Source organism: Halalkalicoccus tibetensis (assembly GCF_037996645.1).
GTDB lineage: Archaea > Halobacteriota > Halobacteria > Halobacteriales > Halalkalicoccaceae > Halalkalicoccus > Halalkalicoccus tibetensis.
In genome coordinates this window covers 765,986-780,788 of sequence record NZ_JBBMXV010000003.1, presented here as the reverse complement: position 1 = coordinate 780,788, position 14,803 = coordinate 765,986, and the positions used below count along the sequence as shown (strand labels likewise).

Annotated in this window: 16 protein-coding genes and 1 tRNA gene; 12 read left to right on the top strand and 5 right to left on the bottom strand. The window is 65.7% G+C overall.

The features are described from left to right. Nucleotides 1-46: 46 nt before the first annotated feature. Together WOA58_RS12445 and WOA58_RS12440 are read right to left on the bottom strand one after the other, a co-directional pair. Nucleotides 47-1,681 (bottom strand): BCCT family transporter, encoded by a 1,635-nt coding sequence (locus WOA58_RS12445; RefSeq protein WP_340604535.1) that lies wholly within the window; start codon nucleotides 1,679-1,681, stop codon nucleotides 47-49. 250 nt (nucleotides 1,682-1,931) lie between these two features. Beyond that, on the bottom strand, nucleotides 1,932-3,287 hold the full coding sequence (locus WOA58_RS12440; protein WP_340604534.1) for an aspartate aminotransferase family protein: 1,356 nt from the start codon (nucleotides 3,285-3,287) through the stop codon (nucleotides 1,932-1,934). A gap of 208 nt (nucleotides 3,288-3,495) precedes the next feature. Between WOA58_RS12440 and ilvA the strand changes: the two genes are divergently transcribed. From ilvA to WOA58_RS12410, 6 genes are all read left to right on the top strand, one after another. Next, the gene (gene ilvA, locus WOA58_RS12435) at nucleotides 3,496-4,752 is read left to right on the top strand and encodes a threonine ammonia-lyase (RefSeq protein ID WP_340604533.1); all 1,257 of its coding nucleotides are present in this window, start codon (nucleotides 3,496-3,498) and stop codon (nucleotides 4,750-4,752) included. A gap of 25 nt (nucleotides 4,753-4,777) precedes the next feature. Continuing rightward, the gene (locus WOA58_RS12430) at nucleotides 4,778-4,930 is read left to right on the top strand and encodes an HVO_2523 family zinc finger protein (protein WP_390220943.1); all 153 of its coding nucleotides are present in this window, start codon (nucleotides 4,778-4,780) and stop codon (nucleotides 4,928-4,930) included. Between the two features lie 93 nt (nucleotides 4,931-5,023). Beyond that, on the top strand, nucleotides 5,024-6,772 hold the full coding sequence (locus tag WOA58_RS12425) for an SLC13 family permease (RefSeq protein ID WP_340604532.1): 1,749 nt from the start codon (nucleotides 5,024-5,026) through the stop codon (nucleotides 6,770-6,772). Further along, nucleotides 6,773-7,939 carry an MFS transporter gene (locus WOA58_RS12420; protein WP_340604531.1) on the top strand — a complete coding sequence of 389 codons (1,167 nt, stop codon included), beginning with the start codon at nucleotides 6,773-6,775 and terminating at the stop codon, nucleotides 7,937-7,939. A gap of 35 nt (nucleotides 7,940-7,974) precedes the next feature. After that, nucleotides 7,975-8,328, top strand: coding sequence for a DUF5830 family protein (locus WOA58_RS12415; RefSeq protein WP_340604530.1), 354 nt, complete (start codon nucleotides 7,975-7,977; stop codon nucleotides 8,326-8,328). A 47-nt stretch (nucleotides 8,329-8,375) separates the two neighbouring features. Further along, nucleotides 8,376-8,523, top strand: a tRNA-Met gene (locus tag WOA58_RS12410). A gap of 295 nt (nucleotides 8,524-8,818) precedes the next feature. On the opposite strand, the gene WOA58_RS12405 is transcribed toward WOA58_RS12410, so the two are convergent. The 3 genes from WOA58_RS12405 to WOA58_RS12395 form a co-directional block, all read right to left on the bottom strand. Further along, nucleotides 8,819-9,214, bottom strand: a complete 396-nt coding sequence (locus WOA58_RS12405; RefSeq protein WP_340604529.1) for a hypothetical protein — start codon at nucleotides 9,212-9,214, stop codon at nucleotides 8,819-8,821. Beyond that, nucleotides 9,181-9,546, bottom strand: coding sequence for a hypothetical protein (locus WOA58_RS12400; protein WP_340604528.1), 366 nt, complete (start codon nucleotides 9,544-9,546; stop codon nucleotides 9,181-9,183). The genes WOA58_RS12405 and WOA58_RS12400 overlap by 34 nt, the downstream gene beginning before the upstream one ends. Before the next feature lie 235 nt (nucleotides 9,547-9,781). Then, complete coding sequence (locus WOA58_RS12395) at nucleotides 9,782-10,144, bottom strand: DUF3006 family protein (protein ID WP_340604527.1); 363 nt, start codon at nucleotides 10,142-10,144, stop codon at nucleotides 9,782-9,784. A 373-nt stretch (nucleotides 10,145-10,517) separates the two neighbouring features. Between WOA58_RS12395 and WOA58_RS12390 the strand changes: the two genes are divergently transcribed. The 6 genes from WOA58_RS12390 to rnz all read left to right on the top strand — a co-directional run bounded on the left by WOA58_RS12390 (nucleotide 10,518) and on the right by rnz (nucleotide 14,723). Next, nucleotides 10,518-10,856 carry a hypothetical protein gene (locus tag WOA58_RS12390; RefSeq protein ID WP_340604526.1) on the top strand — a complete coding sequence of 113 codons (339 nt, stop codon included), beginning with the start codon at nucleotides 10,518-10,520 and terminating at the stop codon, nucleotides 10,854-10,856. Nucleotides 10,857-10,905: 49 nt separating this feature from the next. After that, nucleotides 10,906-11,730: an NAD(+)/NADH kinase gene (locus WOA58_RS12385; RefSeq protein WP_340604525.1), complete on the top strand. Its 825-nt coding sequence runs from the start codon at nucleotides 10,906-10,908 to the stop codon at nucleotides 11,728-11,730. Between the two features lie 49 nt (nucleotides 11,731-11,779). Further along, nucleotides 11,780-12,706 (top strand): GTP cyclohydrolase MptA, encoded by a 927-nt coding sequence (gene mptA, locus WOA58_RS12380; RefSeq protein WP_340604524.1) that lies wholly within the window; start codon nucleotides 11,780-11,782, stop codon nucleotides 12,704-12,706. A 145-nt stretch (nucleotides 12,707-12,851) separates the two neighbouring features. Beyond that, the gene (locus WOA58_RS12375; RefSeq protein WP_340604523.1) at nucleotides 12,852-13,103 is read left to right on the top strand and encodes a hypothetical protein; all 252 of its coding nucleotides are present in this window, start codon (nucleotides 12,852-12,854) and stop codon (nucleotides 13,101-13,103) included. 220 nt (nucleotides 13,104-13,323) lie between these two features. After that, nucleotides 13,324-13,746, top strand: a complete 423-nt coding sequence (locus tag WOA58_RS12370; RefSeq protein WP_340604522.1) for a DUF6789 family protein — start codon at nucleotides 13,324-13,326, stop codon at nucleotides 13,744-13,746. A 56-nt stretch (nucleotides 13,747-13,802) separates the two neighbouring features. Then, nucleotides 13,803-14,723 carry a ribonuclease Z gene (gene rnz / locus WOA58_RS12365; protein WP_340604520.1) on the top strand — a complete coding sequence of 307 codons (921 nt, stop codon included), beginning with the start codon at nucleotides 13,803-13,805 and terminating at the stop codon, nucleotides 14,721-14,723. Nucleotides 14,724-14,803 lie beyond the last annotated feature (80 nt).

Below are 14,803 nucleotides of genomic sequence, written 5' to 3'. Positions count from 1 at the left end.
GTCGTCTGAAAACCCTTCCGGATGCGGCCGGGTCGCCCGGGATCGGTCAATCGTCATCGCCGGTCGCCGGGGCCTCTGCGGGCTGCTCACGGTCGGGGCCGGAGCCGATGATCCACGCGCCGTCCTGGAGGATCACGCGGCCGTGGTTCGCGCTGAACTGTTTCGCGAGCCCGAGCATCGCGAGGAAACAGACGAACGCGAACGGTGCGCCGGTGATGACGACCGCCTGCTGGAGCGCCTCGGCCCCGCCCTCGCCGCCGATGATCATGAGGATCGCGGCGGTCAGCCCCAGAACGACGCCCCAGAAGACCCGGTTGATCGTCGAGGGGCTCGCCTTCCCGCCGGTGGTCATCATCGAGACGGCGAGCGTCGAGGAGTCCGCCGACGTGATGAAGAACGTCGTCACCAGGATCATAAAGGAGATCATCAGGACCGTCCCGAAGGGGAACGCCTCGAAGAGGATGAAGCCGGAGGTCTCCGGGCCGATCTCGCCGGCGATCACCGCGCTGAAGTCGGCGACGCCGGTGTGCTGGGCCCAGACGGCCGTGCCGCCGATGAAGGTGAACCAGGGGATGGTCGCCGCGGAGGTCGCGGCGATGCCCGTGAAGGCGACCTCCCTGACCGTCCGCCCCTTCGAGATCCGCGCGATGAACAGGCCCGCGAAGGGCGACCACGAGAGCGCCCACGCCCAGTAGAAGACCGTCCAGGCGTTGGTCCACTCGGTACCGCCCTCGACGCCGGCACCGGTGAAGAGGCTCATCGAGACGAAGTCGCTGATCATTCCCCCGACGGCCTGGGTTCCGAGGAGAACGAGGAACACGGACGGTCCGACGATGAACGTCACGAGCATGAGCGTGACGAAGAGGATCATGTTGAAGTTGGAGAGCCGCCGGATCCCTTTGTCGACGCCGAGGACCATCGAGACGGTGAAGAGCAGCGTCATCGTCGTCACCACCAGCAGGATGCCGGTGTTGCCGAGGTCGATCCCCCACTGGAACTCCAGCCCGCTGATGAATTGGCTGCCGATGAAGCCCAGCGAGGTGGCGACGCCGCCGATGGTCGCGAACACCGCGAGGATGTCGATCACCTTCGCCGCGGGGCCGTCGAGGTTGTCCTTGCCGAGGATCGGGGTCAGCGCCGAGGACACCCGCAGGGGGACGCCCTCGTAGTTGTAGGCGAAGTAGCCGATCGCGATCCCCATGATCGTGAAGACCGCAAGCTGGGGCAGCGCCCAGTGGAAGAGCGTCTGCTGGACCGCGATGGTGATCGCCTCGGCCGACCCCGCCTCGACGCCGAACAGCGGCGAGGGGTCGGCGTAGTAGAACAGCGCCTCCGTCGGCCCCCAGAACACCACGCCCGCGGCGAAGCCCGCCGAGTAGAGCATCGTGAAGAAGGAGACGAAGCTGTACTCGGGGGGTTCGTCGCCGAACTTGATCTTGCCCCACGGACCGAGGATGAGGAAGATCAGGAAGAGGACGATCAGGAAGACGATCACGAGCAGCACCCAGTTCAGGTACTGGTTCATCACCCCGTTGAGGTAGCCGATCGCGTTCTGTACGGCGGTGGGATCGATGAAGAACGTCACGATGACGCTCATCGTTATCGCGGCGCCGACCAGGAAGACGATCGGGTCGATCTCCTCGCGGAACCGGCCGAACGCGCCGAGCTCGTCGTCGGACACGGTCAGGCTCCCCTTCCGGCGACGGGTCGGTCGTAACTATCTCTCGGTACGGCGTTTCGGCCGCCCTCGGGGCTCGCCCCGAGGGCCTCTCGCCATCCATCCCCCATCATGGTATGTGCTGTCACCTATCGACCACAATCGTCAACAACCGTAATAACGGTTCCGATTACTGTAGATAGCACACACATATTACGTTTACTGACTGCCGAGAGAAGGGGAAAGCGAAACGAACGTCCGGATCCGGACGGGATCAGAGGGACGCCTGCTCGATCGCGTCGCAGACGACGTCCATCGCGACCTCGGCCAGCTCGTGGGTGAGCACGAGCGGCGGCAGCAGGCGAAGGACGTTGCCCTGGCGGCCGGCGGTCCAGACGAGCACGCCGTGTTCGTAGCAGTACTGCTGGATATTGTCGACGACCCAGTCGGCGGGCTCGCCGTCGAGCGAGAACTCCGCGCCGATGAACAGCCCCTTTCCTCGTACTTCTGCGAGCAGCTCGTTGCCCTCGCCGGCCTCGCGCAGCCGTTGCCGGAGGTATTCGCCGAGCTCGCGGGCGTGAGCCAGCAGGTCGTGGGCCTGGATGTACTCGATGGCCCGCGTGCCCGCGCGCATCGCGACGACGTGGCCCCGGTAGGTGCCGGCGTGGTCGCCCGGGCCCCAGGTGTCGAGTTCCTCGCGGTACATCGTCGCCGAGAGGGGGAAGCCGGCCCCGCCCAAGGCTTTCGCCATCGTCATCGCGTCGGGCGTCACGTCGAAGTGCTCGCAGGCGAACCACTCGCCCGAGCGGCCCAGTCCCGACTGGATCTCGTCGAAGACGAGGGGGAGGGCGTTGTCGGTGGCGATCTCACGCAGCCCCTCGAGGAAGCCCTCCGGCGGGACGACGACCCCGCCCTCGCCCTGGATGGGCTCGGCGAAGATCCCCGCCGGGTTGGCGAGCCCGCCGTAGGGGTCCTCGACGATCGAGCGTACCTCCTCGAGGGCGTCCTTCACGGCCTCGTCCTCGGTCTTGCCCTGCCGGAAGGGATAGGGATAGGGCGCGTGGACGACGTCCGGGAGCAGCGGGGTGTAGTGGCCCTTGAACTTCTTGTTCGAGGTGAGGCTCATCGGGCCGCTCGTGGGGCCGTGATAGGCTCCACGGAAGCCGATCAGACCGGTGCCGCCGGTGTTGTACTTCGCGAGCTTGATCGCGGCCTCGATCGCGTCGCTGCCGGTCGGCCCGCCGAAGACGACTCGATTATCGCCCGCGAGCTCGCCCGGCGCGATCTCGTCGAGCTTCTCGATCAGTTCGAGGCGCGGTTCGCTGGGGAAGTCGACGGTGTGGACGAGCTTGTCGGCCTGCTCGTGGACCGCCTCCATCACGTAGGGATTCGAATGACCCACGTTGAGCACGCCGATCCCCGCGAAGAGGTCGATGAACGTGTTGCCGTCGGCGTCCCGGAGCGTCGCCCCCTTCCCCTCCTCGAAGGCCAGCGGCATGGAGTTGGGGTAGGCGACGGCGCTGCTGTCGATCTCGCGCTGTCTCTCGAGCAGCCGCTTCGATTCGGATCCCGGCACCTCGCCGACGTCCGGCGCGTCGAAGTGGAGCTCCTCGATCGGTGGTCCTGCCATGTGCCACCCCATGGCGACCACCACTAAATAGCTTATCAACGGTTACCGAAAGTGCCGTATACGGAATTCGATTCTCGTGGCGGGATCCGGACGTCTCAATCGGCCGTAACCGTCTCCTCGGTCAACGGTCGCTGTGTACAGTTAAGTGAGGGGCGCGGCATGGACCAGGTATGTCGGGAGTGAGCACGCCACGGGAGGGTAGGTCGGGATGAGCGGGGAGCGCCCGGTCTCGGTCGGGGACGTCGAGGCGGCCCGCGAACGGCTCGGAGAGGTGGTTCACCGGACGCCGCTGGACCGCTCGACGACGTTCGCGTGGATGAGCGGGGCGCGCTCCGTGGGCCTCAAACTGGAGAACGCCCAGCGCACGGGCTCGTTCAAGATCCGCGGCGCGTACAACTGCATGGCCCAGCTCTCCGAGGGCCAGCGCGAGCGGGGCGTGATCACGGCGAGCGCGGGCAACCACGCCCAGGGGGTCGCGCTCGCGGGCGACCTGCTGGGGATCGAGACGACCGTCGTCGTCCCGGAGATCACGCCGGCGGCGAAGATCGCCGCGACTCGTGGCTACGGCGCGGGGGTCGTCGTCGAGGGCGACATCTACGAGCGCTCCTACGAACACGCCCTCGAGCTCGCCGAGCGCGACGGGCTGGAGTTCGTCCATCCCTTCGACGACGAGCGGGTGATCGCCGGGCAGGGGACGGTCGGGCTCGAGCTGCTCGAACAGTATCCCGAACTCGATACCGTCCTGGTGGCGATCGGCGGGGGTGGGCTGATCGGCGGGATCGCGACCGCGCTGAAGGCCCAGGACCCCGACGTTCGGGTGGTCGGCGTCCAGCCCGAGGGCGCGGCCCACGCGGGCCGGTCGCTCGAGAAGGGCGAGATCCACGAGCTCGAGGGGGTCGACACCGTCGCCGACGGGATCGCCGACACTCGACTCCTCGAGACGACGTTCGAGACGATGCGCGGGCGGGTCGACGGCGTCGTGGCGGTCTCCGACGGCGCGATCGCGGCGGCGACTGCGCTGCTGGCCGAGCGCGCGAAGACGGTGGCCGAGCCGGCGGGCGCGGCCCCCCTCGCGGTGCTGCTGTCGGGCGCGGTCGACGTCGAGGGCGAGGACGTGGCGGTCGTGATCTCGGGGGGGAACGCCGACCTCACCGACCACGCGGAGCTCGTCGAGCGGGGGCTGGTCGAGCTCGGGCGGTACGCGACCCCCAGCGTCGCGGTCTCGAACCGCTCGCGGGTCGGCGCGATCGCGGAGGCGGTCGCGGGGCGCGGGGCGAAGCTCGCGGACGTCGGGAGCGGCCAGCCGCGTCCGGGCGACGACCCGAACCGCCATCCGATGGAGCTCGCGGTCGAGGGCAACGGTCCCGAGCACCTGCGGGAGGTCCTCGACGCTCTCGAGGAGCTCGACGGGGTTCGGGTGGTCGAGCGGGGCCTCGAGACCGACCCGTTCGGGGCGACAGACTGACGGACGAGGCGACGGGAGGGGGAGTATGGGCGACGAGGGTCGGGCGAAACGGGTGGACGGGGCGGAGCGGGGCGGGCGGCCGTGCCCGCAGTGCGGGGCGGCGATGTACCACCGCCACTGCAAGTACGTCTGTCCGAACCACGGCGTGATCTACGACTGTGCGGACACCTTCTACTGACCGTGCCGGGTGGGATCGAGGCCCATACCGGAAAATGGTGGTAATACACGACCGTTAAACTACGAGCGGCGAGTCGGGCGAGCCAGTGAAATAATGACACGGAGGGCGCGGGAGCTATGGGGGTATCTCTGGGAGCTGAACGAACAGACGAAGGCGTATCTGCGCCTCGACGGGGGGCGGATCGCCGAGGACACCAACGCGAGCGAACGCGAGAAGGAGCTCGCCCGGAAGGTCTTCGCCGACGGGGGCGACCGGGGCGGGACGGAGGCCGGCGAGGGCGGTTCGGCGGGTTCCGGAAGCGACGGGGGGCGTGGCTCCGGCGACGACTCGCCGTTCGACGTCGGCGGCGACTACGGGCTTCGAAAGCGGGCCGGGTTCGTCGTCGGCCCGGTCCTGTTCGCGCTGGTCATGCTCGCGCCCACGCCCGCGGGGCTCGACCCGAGCGCACAGGCGGTCGGCGCCGTGACGGCGTGGGTCGCGACCTGGTGGATGAGCGAGGCGATCCCGATCCCCGCGACCTCCCTGTTGCCGATCGTGCTGTTCCCGCTGTTGGGCGCGCTCGACGCCGGGACGACGACGGCTCCCTACGCCGACCCGCTGATCTTCCTGTTCATGGGCGGGTTCTTCCTCGCGATGGCGATGCAGCGCTGGGGGCTCCACCGGCGGATCGCGCTGCGGACGATCAAGCTCGTGGGCACGGACCCGAAACGGATGATCCTCGGGTTCATGATCGCGACCGCGTTCCTCTCGGCGTGGGTCTCGAACAGCGCGACGGTGATGATGATGGTGCCCATCGCGCTGGCGGTGATCTACCAGACCGCCGATCTGGTCGAGGAGAGCGGGCTCGACATCGACGTCGCAGAGGGCGAGTTCAGCTTCGGGGTGGCGCTGATGCTCTGTGTCGCCTATGGCGCCTCCGTCGGCGGGGTCGCGACCCTGATCGGGACGCCCCCGAACCTGGTGTTTGCCGGGATCGCGGGTGAGCTGTTCGACCAGCAGATCGGCTTCGCCGAGTGGATGCTCTACGGCGTGCCGATCTCGCTGATCGGCCTCGCGATCGTCTACGTCTACGTCACGCGCCTCGCGATGAACCCCGAGTTCGACCAGCTCCCCGGCGGGAGCGACGTGATCGACGAGGAGCTCGCGAAGCTCGGCGAGACGGGCAAACAGGAGAAGCTGGTGCTCGTCGTCTTCGTCGGGATGGCGGCCTCGTGGATCGGCGCGGGCTTCCTGCCCGAGGCGATCGTCCCCGACGACGTCGACACGATCGTCGCGATCGGCGGCGCGCTCGCGCTGTTTACGATCCCGACGACCCACGAGGGGGGCCGGACGTTCCTGCTCGACTGGACCAACGGCGTGCAGATCCCGTGGGGCGTGATCCTGCTGTTCGGCGGCGGGCTCTCGATCGCCGCGGGCTTTCAGGAGACGGGGCTCGCCGAGTGGCTCGGCGGGCAGCTGGTCGTCCTCGAGGGCGTCTCGATGGTCGTCGTCCTGCTTGTCGTCGTCGCGATGACGATCTTCCTCACGGAGGTCACCTCGAACACGGCCTCGGCGACGATGCTGATGCCGATCCTCGCCGCGCTCGCGATCGGGATCTCGGTCAACCCGCTCGCGCTGATGGTCGCGGGCGCGACCGCCGCCTCCTTCGCGTTCATGCTGCCCGTCGCGACCCCGCCCAACGCCATCGTCTTCGGCAGCGGCTACATCACGATCCCGCAGATGGCGAAGGTGGGCATCGGGCTCAACGTCATCGGGATCCTCCTGATCACCGCGCTGGCGCTGCTGTGGCTGCCGGTCGCGTGGGGGATCGACATCACGACGCTACCCGAGTGGGCCATGTAGATGGAGCGCTCGACCCGACTCGTCGCGGTCGTACTGGCGTGGCAGGTCGCGGCGAGCATCTGTTACTACGCCGTCTTCGCCTCGACGACGTTCTTCCAGCAGGCGTTCGGCCTCTCGAACTTCCTCGTGGGCTTCGTCATCACGTCGCTGACGCTCGGCTACACCCTTCTGCTGCTCCCGACGGGCGCGGCCATCGACGGCTACGGCGAGCGGAAGGTGCTGATCGCCGGGCTGATCGGGATGGGGCTGGTCGCCGTGCTGGTCCCGCTCTCGCCGTCGTTTCTCGTTCTGCTCGTCGTCGTCGCCCTGCTCGGAACCCTCTATGCGACCGCGATCCCCGGGACGAACCGGGCGATCTTCGAGAACATCCCCGAGGGCCGCCAGCATCTCGCGCTCGGGATCAAGCAGGTCGGGGTCACGGCCGGTAGCGGGATCAGTGCCCTGCTCGTGACCTGGATCGCGGGCACGCGCTTCGGCTGGGAGGCCGGCTTTTTCGTCGCCGGCGGGGTCGCCCTCCTCGTGGCCGGCGCCTTCGCCGTCGTCTATCGCGAGGAGACCGGTACCGGGACCGTCTCGGTACCGAGCCTGGGCGACCTGTTCGCCCAGTCCGAGTACCGGCGACTGACCGCCGCGGGCTTCTTCCTCGGGGCGGGACTGTTCACGACGACGGGCTACACCGTCCTCTACGTCGAGAGCATCGGCGCGAGCGTCGGCTTCGCCGGCGTGGTGTTGGCGGCGGTCCAGGTCGGCGGCAGCGCCGGCCGGGTCCTCTCGGGGGCCGTCGGCGACTACCTCCCCGGCTCCGAGCGGGTCGCCACGACGCGGATCCTGCTCGTCCAGGCCGTCGGGAGCGCGCTCGCGTTCGTCGGGGTCGTGCTGGTCGACTCCCCGTGGGCCGCGCTGGTCGCGTTCACCCTGCTCGGCTTCTTCGTGCTCGGCTTCACGGGGATGTACTACTCCTGTATGAGCACGCTGGTCGACAGCGAGGAGATGGGCCGGGCCACCTCGGGCGGTCAGCTCACGCTGAACGCCGGGGCGCTGCTGGGCCCGCCCGCGTTCGGTCTGGTAGCGGACCTCTTCGACTACGGCGCCGCGTGGTTCGCGCTGGGGGCGGCGGGCGTCGTCGCCGCCGCCCTCCTGCTCTCGATCGAGCGCCAGGCAGTGTGAGAAGCGCTTTGTGATCCCGCCGGGAAGGGAGGGCGATGAGCGATCCGGTCGAGCTGGGCTGTGAGCTGCTCGAACGTTGCGAGGACGAGTCCCTGGACCTGTCGGAGGCCGTCGATCGCCTCGAGACGATCACCACGGACCCGCATCTCACCCGCGAGATCCTCGACACCGCCGAGACGCGCGGGATCATCGCCCGCGAGGACGGCCTGATCCGTCCCGAACGGGGCGCGTTCGTCAGCTTCGAGAGCGAAGTAGTGACGAAGGAAGGGGAGTTCACCTGTCGGCGCTGTGGCGCGGGCCTCTCGACGGGCCATTTCATCCGGTTCGAGTCGGGCGAACTCGGCCCCTTCGGCTCGTCGTGCATCCGGAAGGTGACGGGCCGGGAGTGAGCGAAGATGAGAACCTTAAAGGTCGCCAGCCGACAACCGACGAACGCGCCCGGGTGGCTTAGCTGGACATAGCGCCGCACTCATAGGGTTTCAGAGTCGAGGCGGCTGCCTTGGAAGCCTCCCGTACCCACGCGCCGTGCCACGGCTCGAATCTGGGTCATGCGGAGATCGAGGGTTCGGAGCCCTCCCCGGGCACTTTTCGAACCGCCACGAGTCGAAGACGAGTGGCAACGCTCGAAAAGTTGCCCGGAAGACGCGACGAACCCGTAGGGTCTCGGGGAGCGAAGCGAGCCGAGAACAGGGAACGAAGCGAAGCGGAGTGATCGTGGTTCGGAGCCCTCCCCAGATATTGTATCTCTACGTGGTCCACGGCTCTAATTTATGCCTTTGAACAGACAAACCAACCAAGTCCCCAATAGATCGTGTAATATATTTATATTATATATTATAGTACTATTGCCAAATATTGTATCCATAATGGGTTATGCTGTTAGATTTGCTGTTGATATCTAATATCGTTTAGCATTTCTCTTTGGTGTTTGAAATATTCAACAGTCTCTTCTTTCTTATCTATGTATTCCTGCATCCAGTCTGGCTGTGGTTTGTGATAAAATATACCAGACACATTACATCTCTGTGTGGCAGATATAGCGTTTTGCACAGGAATTTTAGAACTATCTCTTTGAATGCCAAAGTGTTCTTCAATCTCCTCCCAGCTAGTATCGGAGAAGGATACAATTTGATCAATCAACCAATCAATTGGATCGGCTCCCTCTGTAGAGTGTTCGTCTACAAATAATTCTACCTCTGGATGATTCTGCAGTTCTCTTCGCGCTTCTCGTTGTTTTCTCTCTAGCTGCCGGAGTAGTTCTCGATGTTTACCCAAGCTATCAATAAATTCTGTGTGATTTTCTTCGAAATATTTTGGTGATAGGGTTCTATATTTTCAAGTTCAAATATTGTGTCTATATTTCCCGTGAAGCCTTTTCCAGTTAGGCATTCGATATTTTGACTGGCTTTGGCTATAGAATTGTCTATGATTTCGACACGCTCCTCATATTCCGGCTGTAGGCGCTTTTTTTGAAGTTCTCTGATTTGCCTTTCAGTGCTCTCCTGTTTTGTTTTCATCTGGTAATGGCTTGCACAAATACTGAGAAGAGCGACAACAACTCCAATTCCCTCAAATATATTGGATTGAGTTGTGGGTTCTTGCGTCAAGTTATATATTATCGCGATAGAAAGGATAGAAGTAATAAATAGTAAAACAGCTAAAACTAAGTCGTTATCTTTGAGATTCTGATTGAGCCGATTTCTGAGCATTTTTGCCTTTCGTTAAGCTAAAGTCTTTTCTAATCACTTATAAATAGTCCTGTCAGTTCGTACATTGGCCCGCTTGCCCAGTATCGTATAATAGTCAATTTCTATGTGGTCGTATATATAAGTGTCAGTATGGTTAGACCGAGAGCTCCGAAAATCGCTCCCTGGCCCGTTCCCGACGTCGTTCCGTCTCCTCCTCCAGCGGCTCGCCGTCGAGCAGTTCGCCGTCCTCGACGACGACACACAGCACGTCGCTCTCCTCGACCGTAGGGAGCTCCTCACGAGGGACGACGAGCTGGTCGACGACCTCGCCCTCGTCCTCGAGCAGGAGCACGACGAACCGGCCGTCGACGATCCGATCGACGACCGCGACGGAGGTAGCGGGACAGTCAGAAGGAGCGTCCTCGCCGCGCGCGATCGCCGAGGGCACCGCGAGGACGGCGCCGAGCGAGAGCAGCGTTCGGAGGGCGGTGCGTCGATGGGGGTTTGTGGGGGACATCACCCCGCTTGCCCGCCCCATGGGCCATAAACCTGCGGACGCCGATCACCAGGGACGGCGTCTACGGAGCCGGAGATACCACGACGCCGCTACTTCCGCGATCATCAGTCCGGCGACCAGCGGGACCAACAGCGTCATCGTCTGTACGGGGATCATCGTTCACCTCCATGACAGTATCCGAACGTATCAGATAAAAGTATTTTGGCTACGGTTTGAATTAATGGATAGGTAACGTGTTCGTCGCCCGCGAGGGCGGGGCGTTGCGGGCGAATCGCGGGGAGGGCGGCGGGGAGCTCGCGGCTTTATTTGCCGATATAGTGGGCGCGCACAGGCAGGGCCAACAGGGAGGGCGGCCCGTACCGAAGGACCGGGTATGCCCACCGACAGGTCGAACGAGCTCCCCACGGGGTGGGAGTGGGTCCGGCGGAAGTCCAATCGGCTCGAACTCGGTCGTCCCGACGGCCCGAGCCTGCTCGGCGAGCGCGACGGGCGCGACGATCGGGACGGCTGGCGGGTCGTCTGTCGGGCCGAGCGCGAGGAGGGCGTCTACGTTGACAGGCTCGGGGAGGTCCCCGAACGGGAGGAGTTACGGTCGGTCCTCGCCGAGGCCGCCGGCTACATCGAGGAGCGCGACCTGCCCGCTGCCCATCTGGGCGAGCTGCTGGTCGTCGAGGACGGATCGGTCCGGTGTCGGGAGTGGCGCATCGAGTGAGCCGTCTCGCGGGCGAGGCGTTTTTAGGGGGCGGGGGCGCAGGGTCGGTATGGACGTCGGCATCGTCGCACAGAAGGACAACGCCCGCGCGACGAACCTGGCCGACGAGATCAGGGAAACCCTCCGCGAGGTCGAGGTGGCCGTCCAGGTCGACGACGCGACCGCGGAGGCGCTCTCGCTTTCGGGCGTCGATCCGACCGCGATGCGCGAGTGCGACCTGGTCGTGAGCATCGGCGGCGACGGCACCTTTCTCTTCACCGCCCGCGGGGTCGGCGCGACCCCGATCCTCGGCGTGAACCTCGGCGAGGTCGGCTTTCTCAACGCCGTTGCACCGGACGAGGCCGTCTCGTCGGTGCTCGAGGAGATCGAGTACGCCCGCCGGACCGGTACCGTCCGCTCGCGGTCGGTCCCCCGTCTGGAGGCCCGCGGCGAGGACTGGTCGCTCACGCCCGCGCTCAACGAGGTCGTGGTCCAGGGGCCCCAGCGGGGTCGCGGCCAGGGCTGTACGATCGAGGTCCGCGTCGACGGCTCGCTCTACACGGGCGGGCACGCCGACGGCGTGTTGCTCTCGACGCCGACGGGCAGCACCGCCTACAACCTGAGCGAGGGCGGTCCCCTCGTACACCCGGGCGTCCCGGGGGTCGTCATCACCGAGATGTGTGCGACCGAGGCGATGCCGTCGCTGGTGGTCGACCCCGAGAAACGCCTCACGGTCCGGGTCGACGACGCGAGCCACGCCTACGCCATCAGCGACGGGAAGGACCAGCGGACGATCGAACCGCCGACGAGCGTCGAGATCGGGCTTGCGGACGAACCGGCCCACCTCGCGGGGCCGTCGGTGGACTTCTTCGAGGCGCTCGGCAAGCTCGACTGACCGGCCGAGATGAAAACGTTGAATCGCGCCGGCCCACTAGGCATATACAATGAGCAAGCAACTGCCGGACGTACAAGCCGGACAGCCCGACGTGACGGTCGGACTGAGCCAGGTCGGCGTCACCGGCGTCGAGAAGCTCGTCAAGATCGCACGGCCCGACGACCGCCCGATCGTCCTGATGGCCGAGTTCGAGGTGTTCGTCGACCTCCCCTCCTGGCGCAAGGGCGCGGACATGAGCCGGAACATGGAGGTCATCAACGAGATCCTCGAGGACGCCGTCAGCGAGCCGAGCTACCGGGTCGAGGACGTCTGTGGCGACGCCGCCGAACGGCTGCTCTCCCGGCACGACTACACCAGCCGGGCGGAGGTCTCGATGGAGGCGGAGTACATGACCCGGGACCGAACTCCGGAAAGCGACCGCGAGACCCAGGGCACCGTCGATATCATCGCCGGCGCCACCGCGACCGAGGAGGGCACCCGCGAGGAGATCGGCACCCGCGTCACCGGCATGACCGTCTGCCCCTGCTCGCAGGGGATGTCCGCGGCCCGGGCTCGGAACACGCTCGAGGAGCTCGAGGTCGACGACGACACCATTACCGAGTTCCTCGACCGGGTGCCCCAGCCGGGCCACTCCCAGCGCGGTCACGCCACGCTGACCGTCGAGAGCGAGGGCGCGCCGGAGGTCGACCTCCGCGAGCTGATCGACGTCGCCCGGGACTCGATGAGCGCGCGGATCTACAACCTCGCGAAGCGGCCCGACGAGGACCACATGACCTACGAGAGCCACGCCGACGCGAAGTTCGTCGAGGACTGCGTGCGCGCGATGGCCGAGGGCGTCATCCGGGAGTTCCCCGACCTGCCCGACGACGCGGTCGTGACGATGAAACAGTCGAACGACGAGTCGATCCACCAGCACAACGCCCACGCCGAGCGGGTCGCGGAGCTGGGCTCGCTCAAGGCGGAGTTCAACGGGTAGTAAGGGTCATCAGTCCTACAGGGGGTTCCTCTGAATTGGTTTTCTCTTGTATGTGGTCCATGCCCGCCGTTTACCGTAGGTTCGGTCTTCATGATTGACTGAAATATCAGCAACACTTAATATAGTCCCGATAGCTTGGTTAATCATGTCCACAAACCAAGCAGATCCGAAGCTGAAGTTCCCGGCGGGCCGATTTGAGGACTCCCTAGTTACCCTCATCATCGCACTGCAAGGGGGTATCGGAATCATGACCATCTTAGTGAGCTTTTTCTATGCCCACCTCGTCGTCAATTCCTACTTCATTCCGCAGGAGAAGTTCTCGTTCTACCCAGGGGTTCTGGCGCTCGCGCTCGGGATGGCGGCGTTCATTTACCTCCTCCACCGGTTGTATGAGTAGGAGTAGTTACCCGCCCATTACCCTCACCGCGAACCGAAAACTGACCTCCCTCGTCTAGTCGGATCTTCTATACCGAACTCACTGACGAAGGCTGGCGGCGGATGGTTGGCACGACCACCGCGAGGACAAGATCTGGGCTCGCTCAAGACGGAGTCCAACGGCGACCGATAGGTGGCATCGACGAGCCACCCTTTTTGGGATCGGTCCGCGTAGCGCCCCCATGGACGACCGGATCACGGCGCTCGTAAGCGGCGCGCTCGCGACGGCCGCGATGCTCGCGGCGGTGTACCTCGCCGAGGTCGTCGCCGGCTACCGCGTCCTCGTCTATCAGCTGTTCGGCGGGGTCGTAACGATCCCCGAGACCGTCGGGCTCGTGGTGTTCGTCGCGTTCGGGGTCCTCGTCTGGCCGACCGTCTTCCTCATCGTCGGCGAGAACCTCGCCCCGACGCGCGAGGGGATGCGTGGGGTCGTCCTGGCGCTGTTGCTCTGGATCGCGTTCTTCGTCGCACTGGTCCCGGCGTTCGACGTGACGGAGCTCTTCCCCTTCATCGCGGCCAGCCTCCTGGCGCATCTCGTCTACGGGCTGGTCCTCGGCCTCTCGTTCGAGGCGCTTGACGGCGAACACCGCGACTGGCGGGCGTGATCGGCGCCCGTCCGGGATGCGAACCCGTTTAGGCACACCGCCCACAACCCCGTGGTATGACTTTACGCGTGACCTTTCTCGGGACCAGCGGCGCGGTCCCCACGGCGCGGCGCAACCCCAGCGGGATCTACGTCAACCGTGAGGGCGAGGAGCTGCTGTTCGACTGCGGCGAGGGCACCCAGCGCCAGATGATGCGCTTCGGCACCGGCTTCTCGATCTCGGCGATCCTCCTCACGCACGTTCACGGCGACCACGTCCTCGGGTTGCCGGGCCTGCTCCAGACGCTCGACTTCAACGACCGGGCCGAGCCCCTCACGATCCACACGCCCCGCGGTACCCGACGAACGGTCGAGAAGCTCGTCGGCGCGCTCGACGCCCGGCTCGGTTTCCCCGTCGAGGTCCGCGAAGTCGGCCCCGGCGAGGCCGTCCACGAAGGCGAGGAGTACGGGATCCGGACGTTCCGGACGGACCACCGCACCCGGTCGGTCGGCTACGCGCTGGTCGAATCGGACAGGAAAGGCCGGTTCGACCGCGAGCGCGCCGAGGAGCTCGGCGTTCCCGTCGGCCCGGAGTTCGGCCGGCTGCACGCGGGGGAGGCCGTCGAGCTCGCGGACGGCACCGTGATCGAACCCGAGCAGGTCGTCGGCGAGCCCCGCCCCGGCCGGCGGGTCGTCTATACTGGTGACACCCGCCCGACCGAGGAGACCGTCGAGGCCGCGGAGGACGCGGACCTGCTGATCCACGACGCGACCTTCGGCGACGACTGGGCCGAGCGCGCCGGCGAGACGGGCCACGCGACCGCCCGCGAGGCCGGCGAGATCGCCGATCGGGCGGGAGCGAAGCGCCTCGCGCTGACGCATATCTCCTCGCGGTACGCCGGCGACGCCTCCCGGCTCGCCCGCGAGGCGAACGAGGAGTTCGAGGACGCCTTCGTCGCGGAGGACGGCCGGGAGATCGAGGTCCCGTTCCCCGGTTGAGGAACGAACGGGGAGCCCGACAGCGAGACGACGAACGGACCGGACAGTCATTGTGAGCCGGCCCCCGCCGTGGATTTATG

Excerpts from the sequence above, each read along its gene's own strand:
- WOA58_RS12390 (WP_340604526.1), top strand. The coding sequence starts at position 10,518 with ATGCCCACCGACAGGTCGAACGAGCTCCCCACGGGGTGGGAGTGGGTC.
- WOA58_RS12425 (WP_340604532.1), top strand. The coding sequence starts at position 5,024 with ATGACACGGAGGGCGCGGGAGCTATGGGGGTATCTCTGGGAGCTGAAC.
- WOA58_RS12415 (WP_340604530.1), top strand. The coding sequence starts at position 7,975 with ATGAGCGATCCGGTCGAGCTGGGCTGTGAGCTGCTCGAACGTTGCGAG.
- rnz (WP_340604520.1), top strand. The coding sequence starts at position 13,803 with ATGACTTTACGCGTGACCTTTCTCGGGACCAGCGGCGCGGTCCCCACG.
- ilvA (WP_340604533.1), top strand. The coding sequence starts at position 3,496 with ATGAGCGGGGAGCGCCCGGTCTCGGTCGGGGACGTCGAGGCGGCCCGC.
- WOA58_RS12370 (WP_340604522.1), top strand. The coding sequence starts at position 13,324 with ATGGACGACCGGATCACGGCGCTCGTAAGCGGCGCGCTCGCGACGGCC.
- WOA58_RS12375 (WP_340604523.1), top strand. The coding sequence starts at position 12,852 with ATGTCCACAAACCAAGCAGATCCGAAGCTGAAGTTCCCGGCGGGCCGA.
- mptA (WP_340604524.1), top strand. The coding sequence starts at position 11,780 with ATGAGCAAGCAACTGCCGGACGTACAAGCCGGACAGCCCGACGTGACG.
- WOA58_RS12440 (WP_340604534.1), bottom strand. The coding sequence starts at position 3,287 with ATGGCAGGACCACCGATCGAGGAGCTCCACTTCGACGCGCCGGACGTC.
- WOA58_RS12395 (WP_340604527.1), bottom strand. The coding sequence starts at position 10,144 with ATGTCCCCCACAAACCCCCATCGACGCACCGCCCTCCGAACGCTGCTC.
- WOA58_RS12430 (WP_390220943.1), top strand. The coding sequence starts at position 4,778 with ATGGGCGACGAGGGTCGGGCGAAACGGGTGGACGGGGCGGAGCGGGGC.
- WOA58_RS12385 (WP_340604525.1), top strand. The coding sequence starts at position 10,906 with ATGGACGTCGGCATCGTCGCACAGAAGGACAACGCCCGCGCGACGAAC.
- WOA58_RS12420 (WP_340604531.1), top strand. The coding sequence starts at position 6,773 with ATGGAGCGCTCGACCCGACTCGTCGCGGTCGTACTGGCGTGGCAGGTC.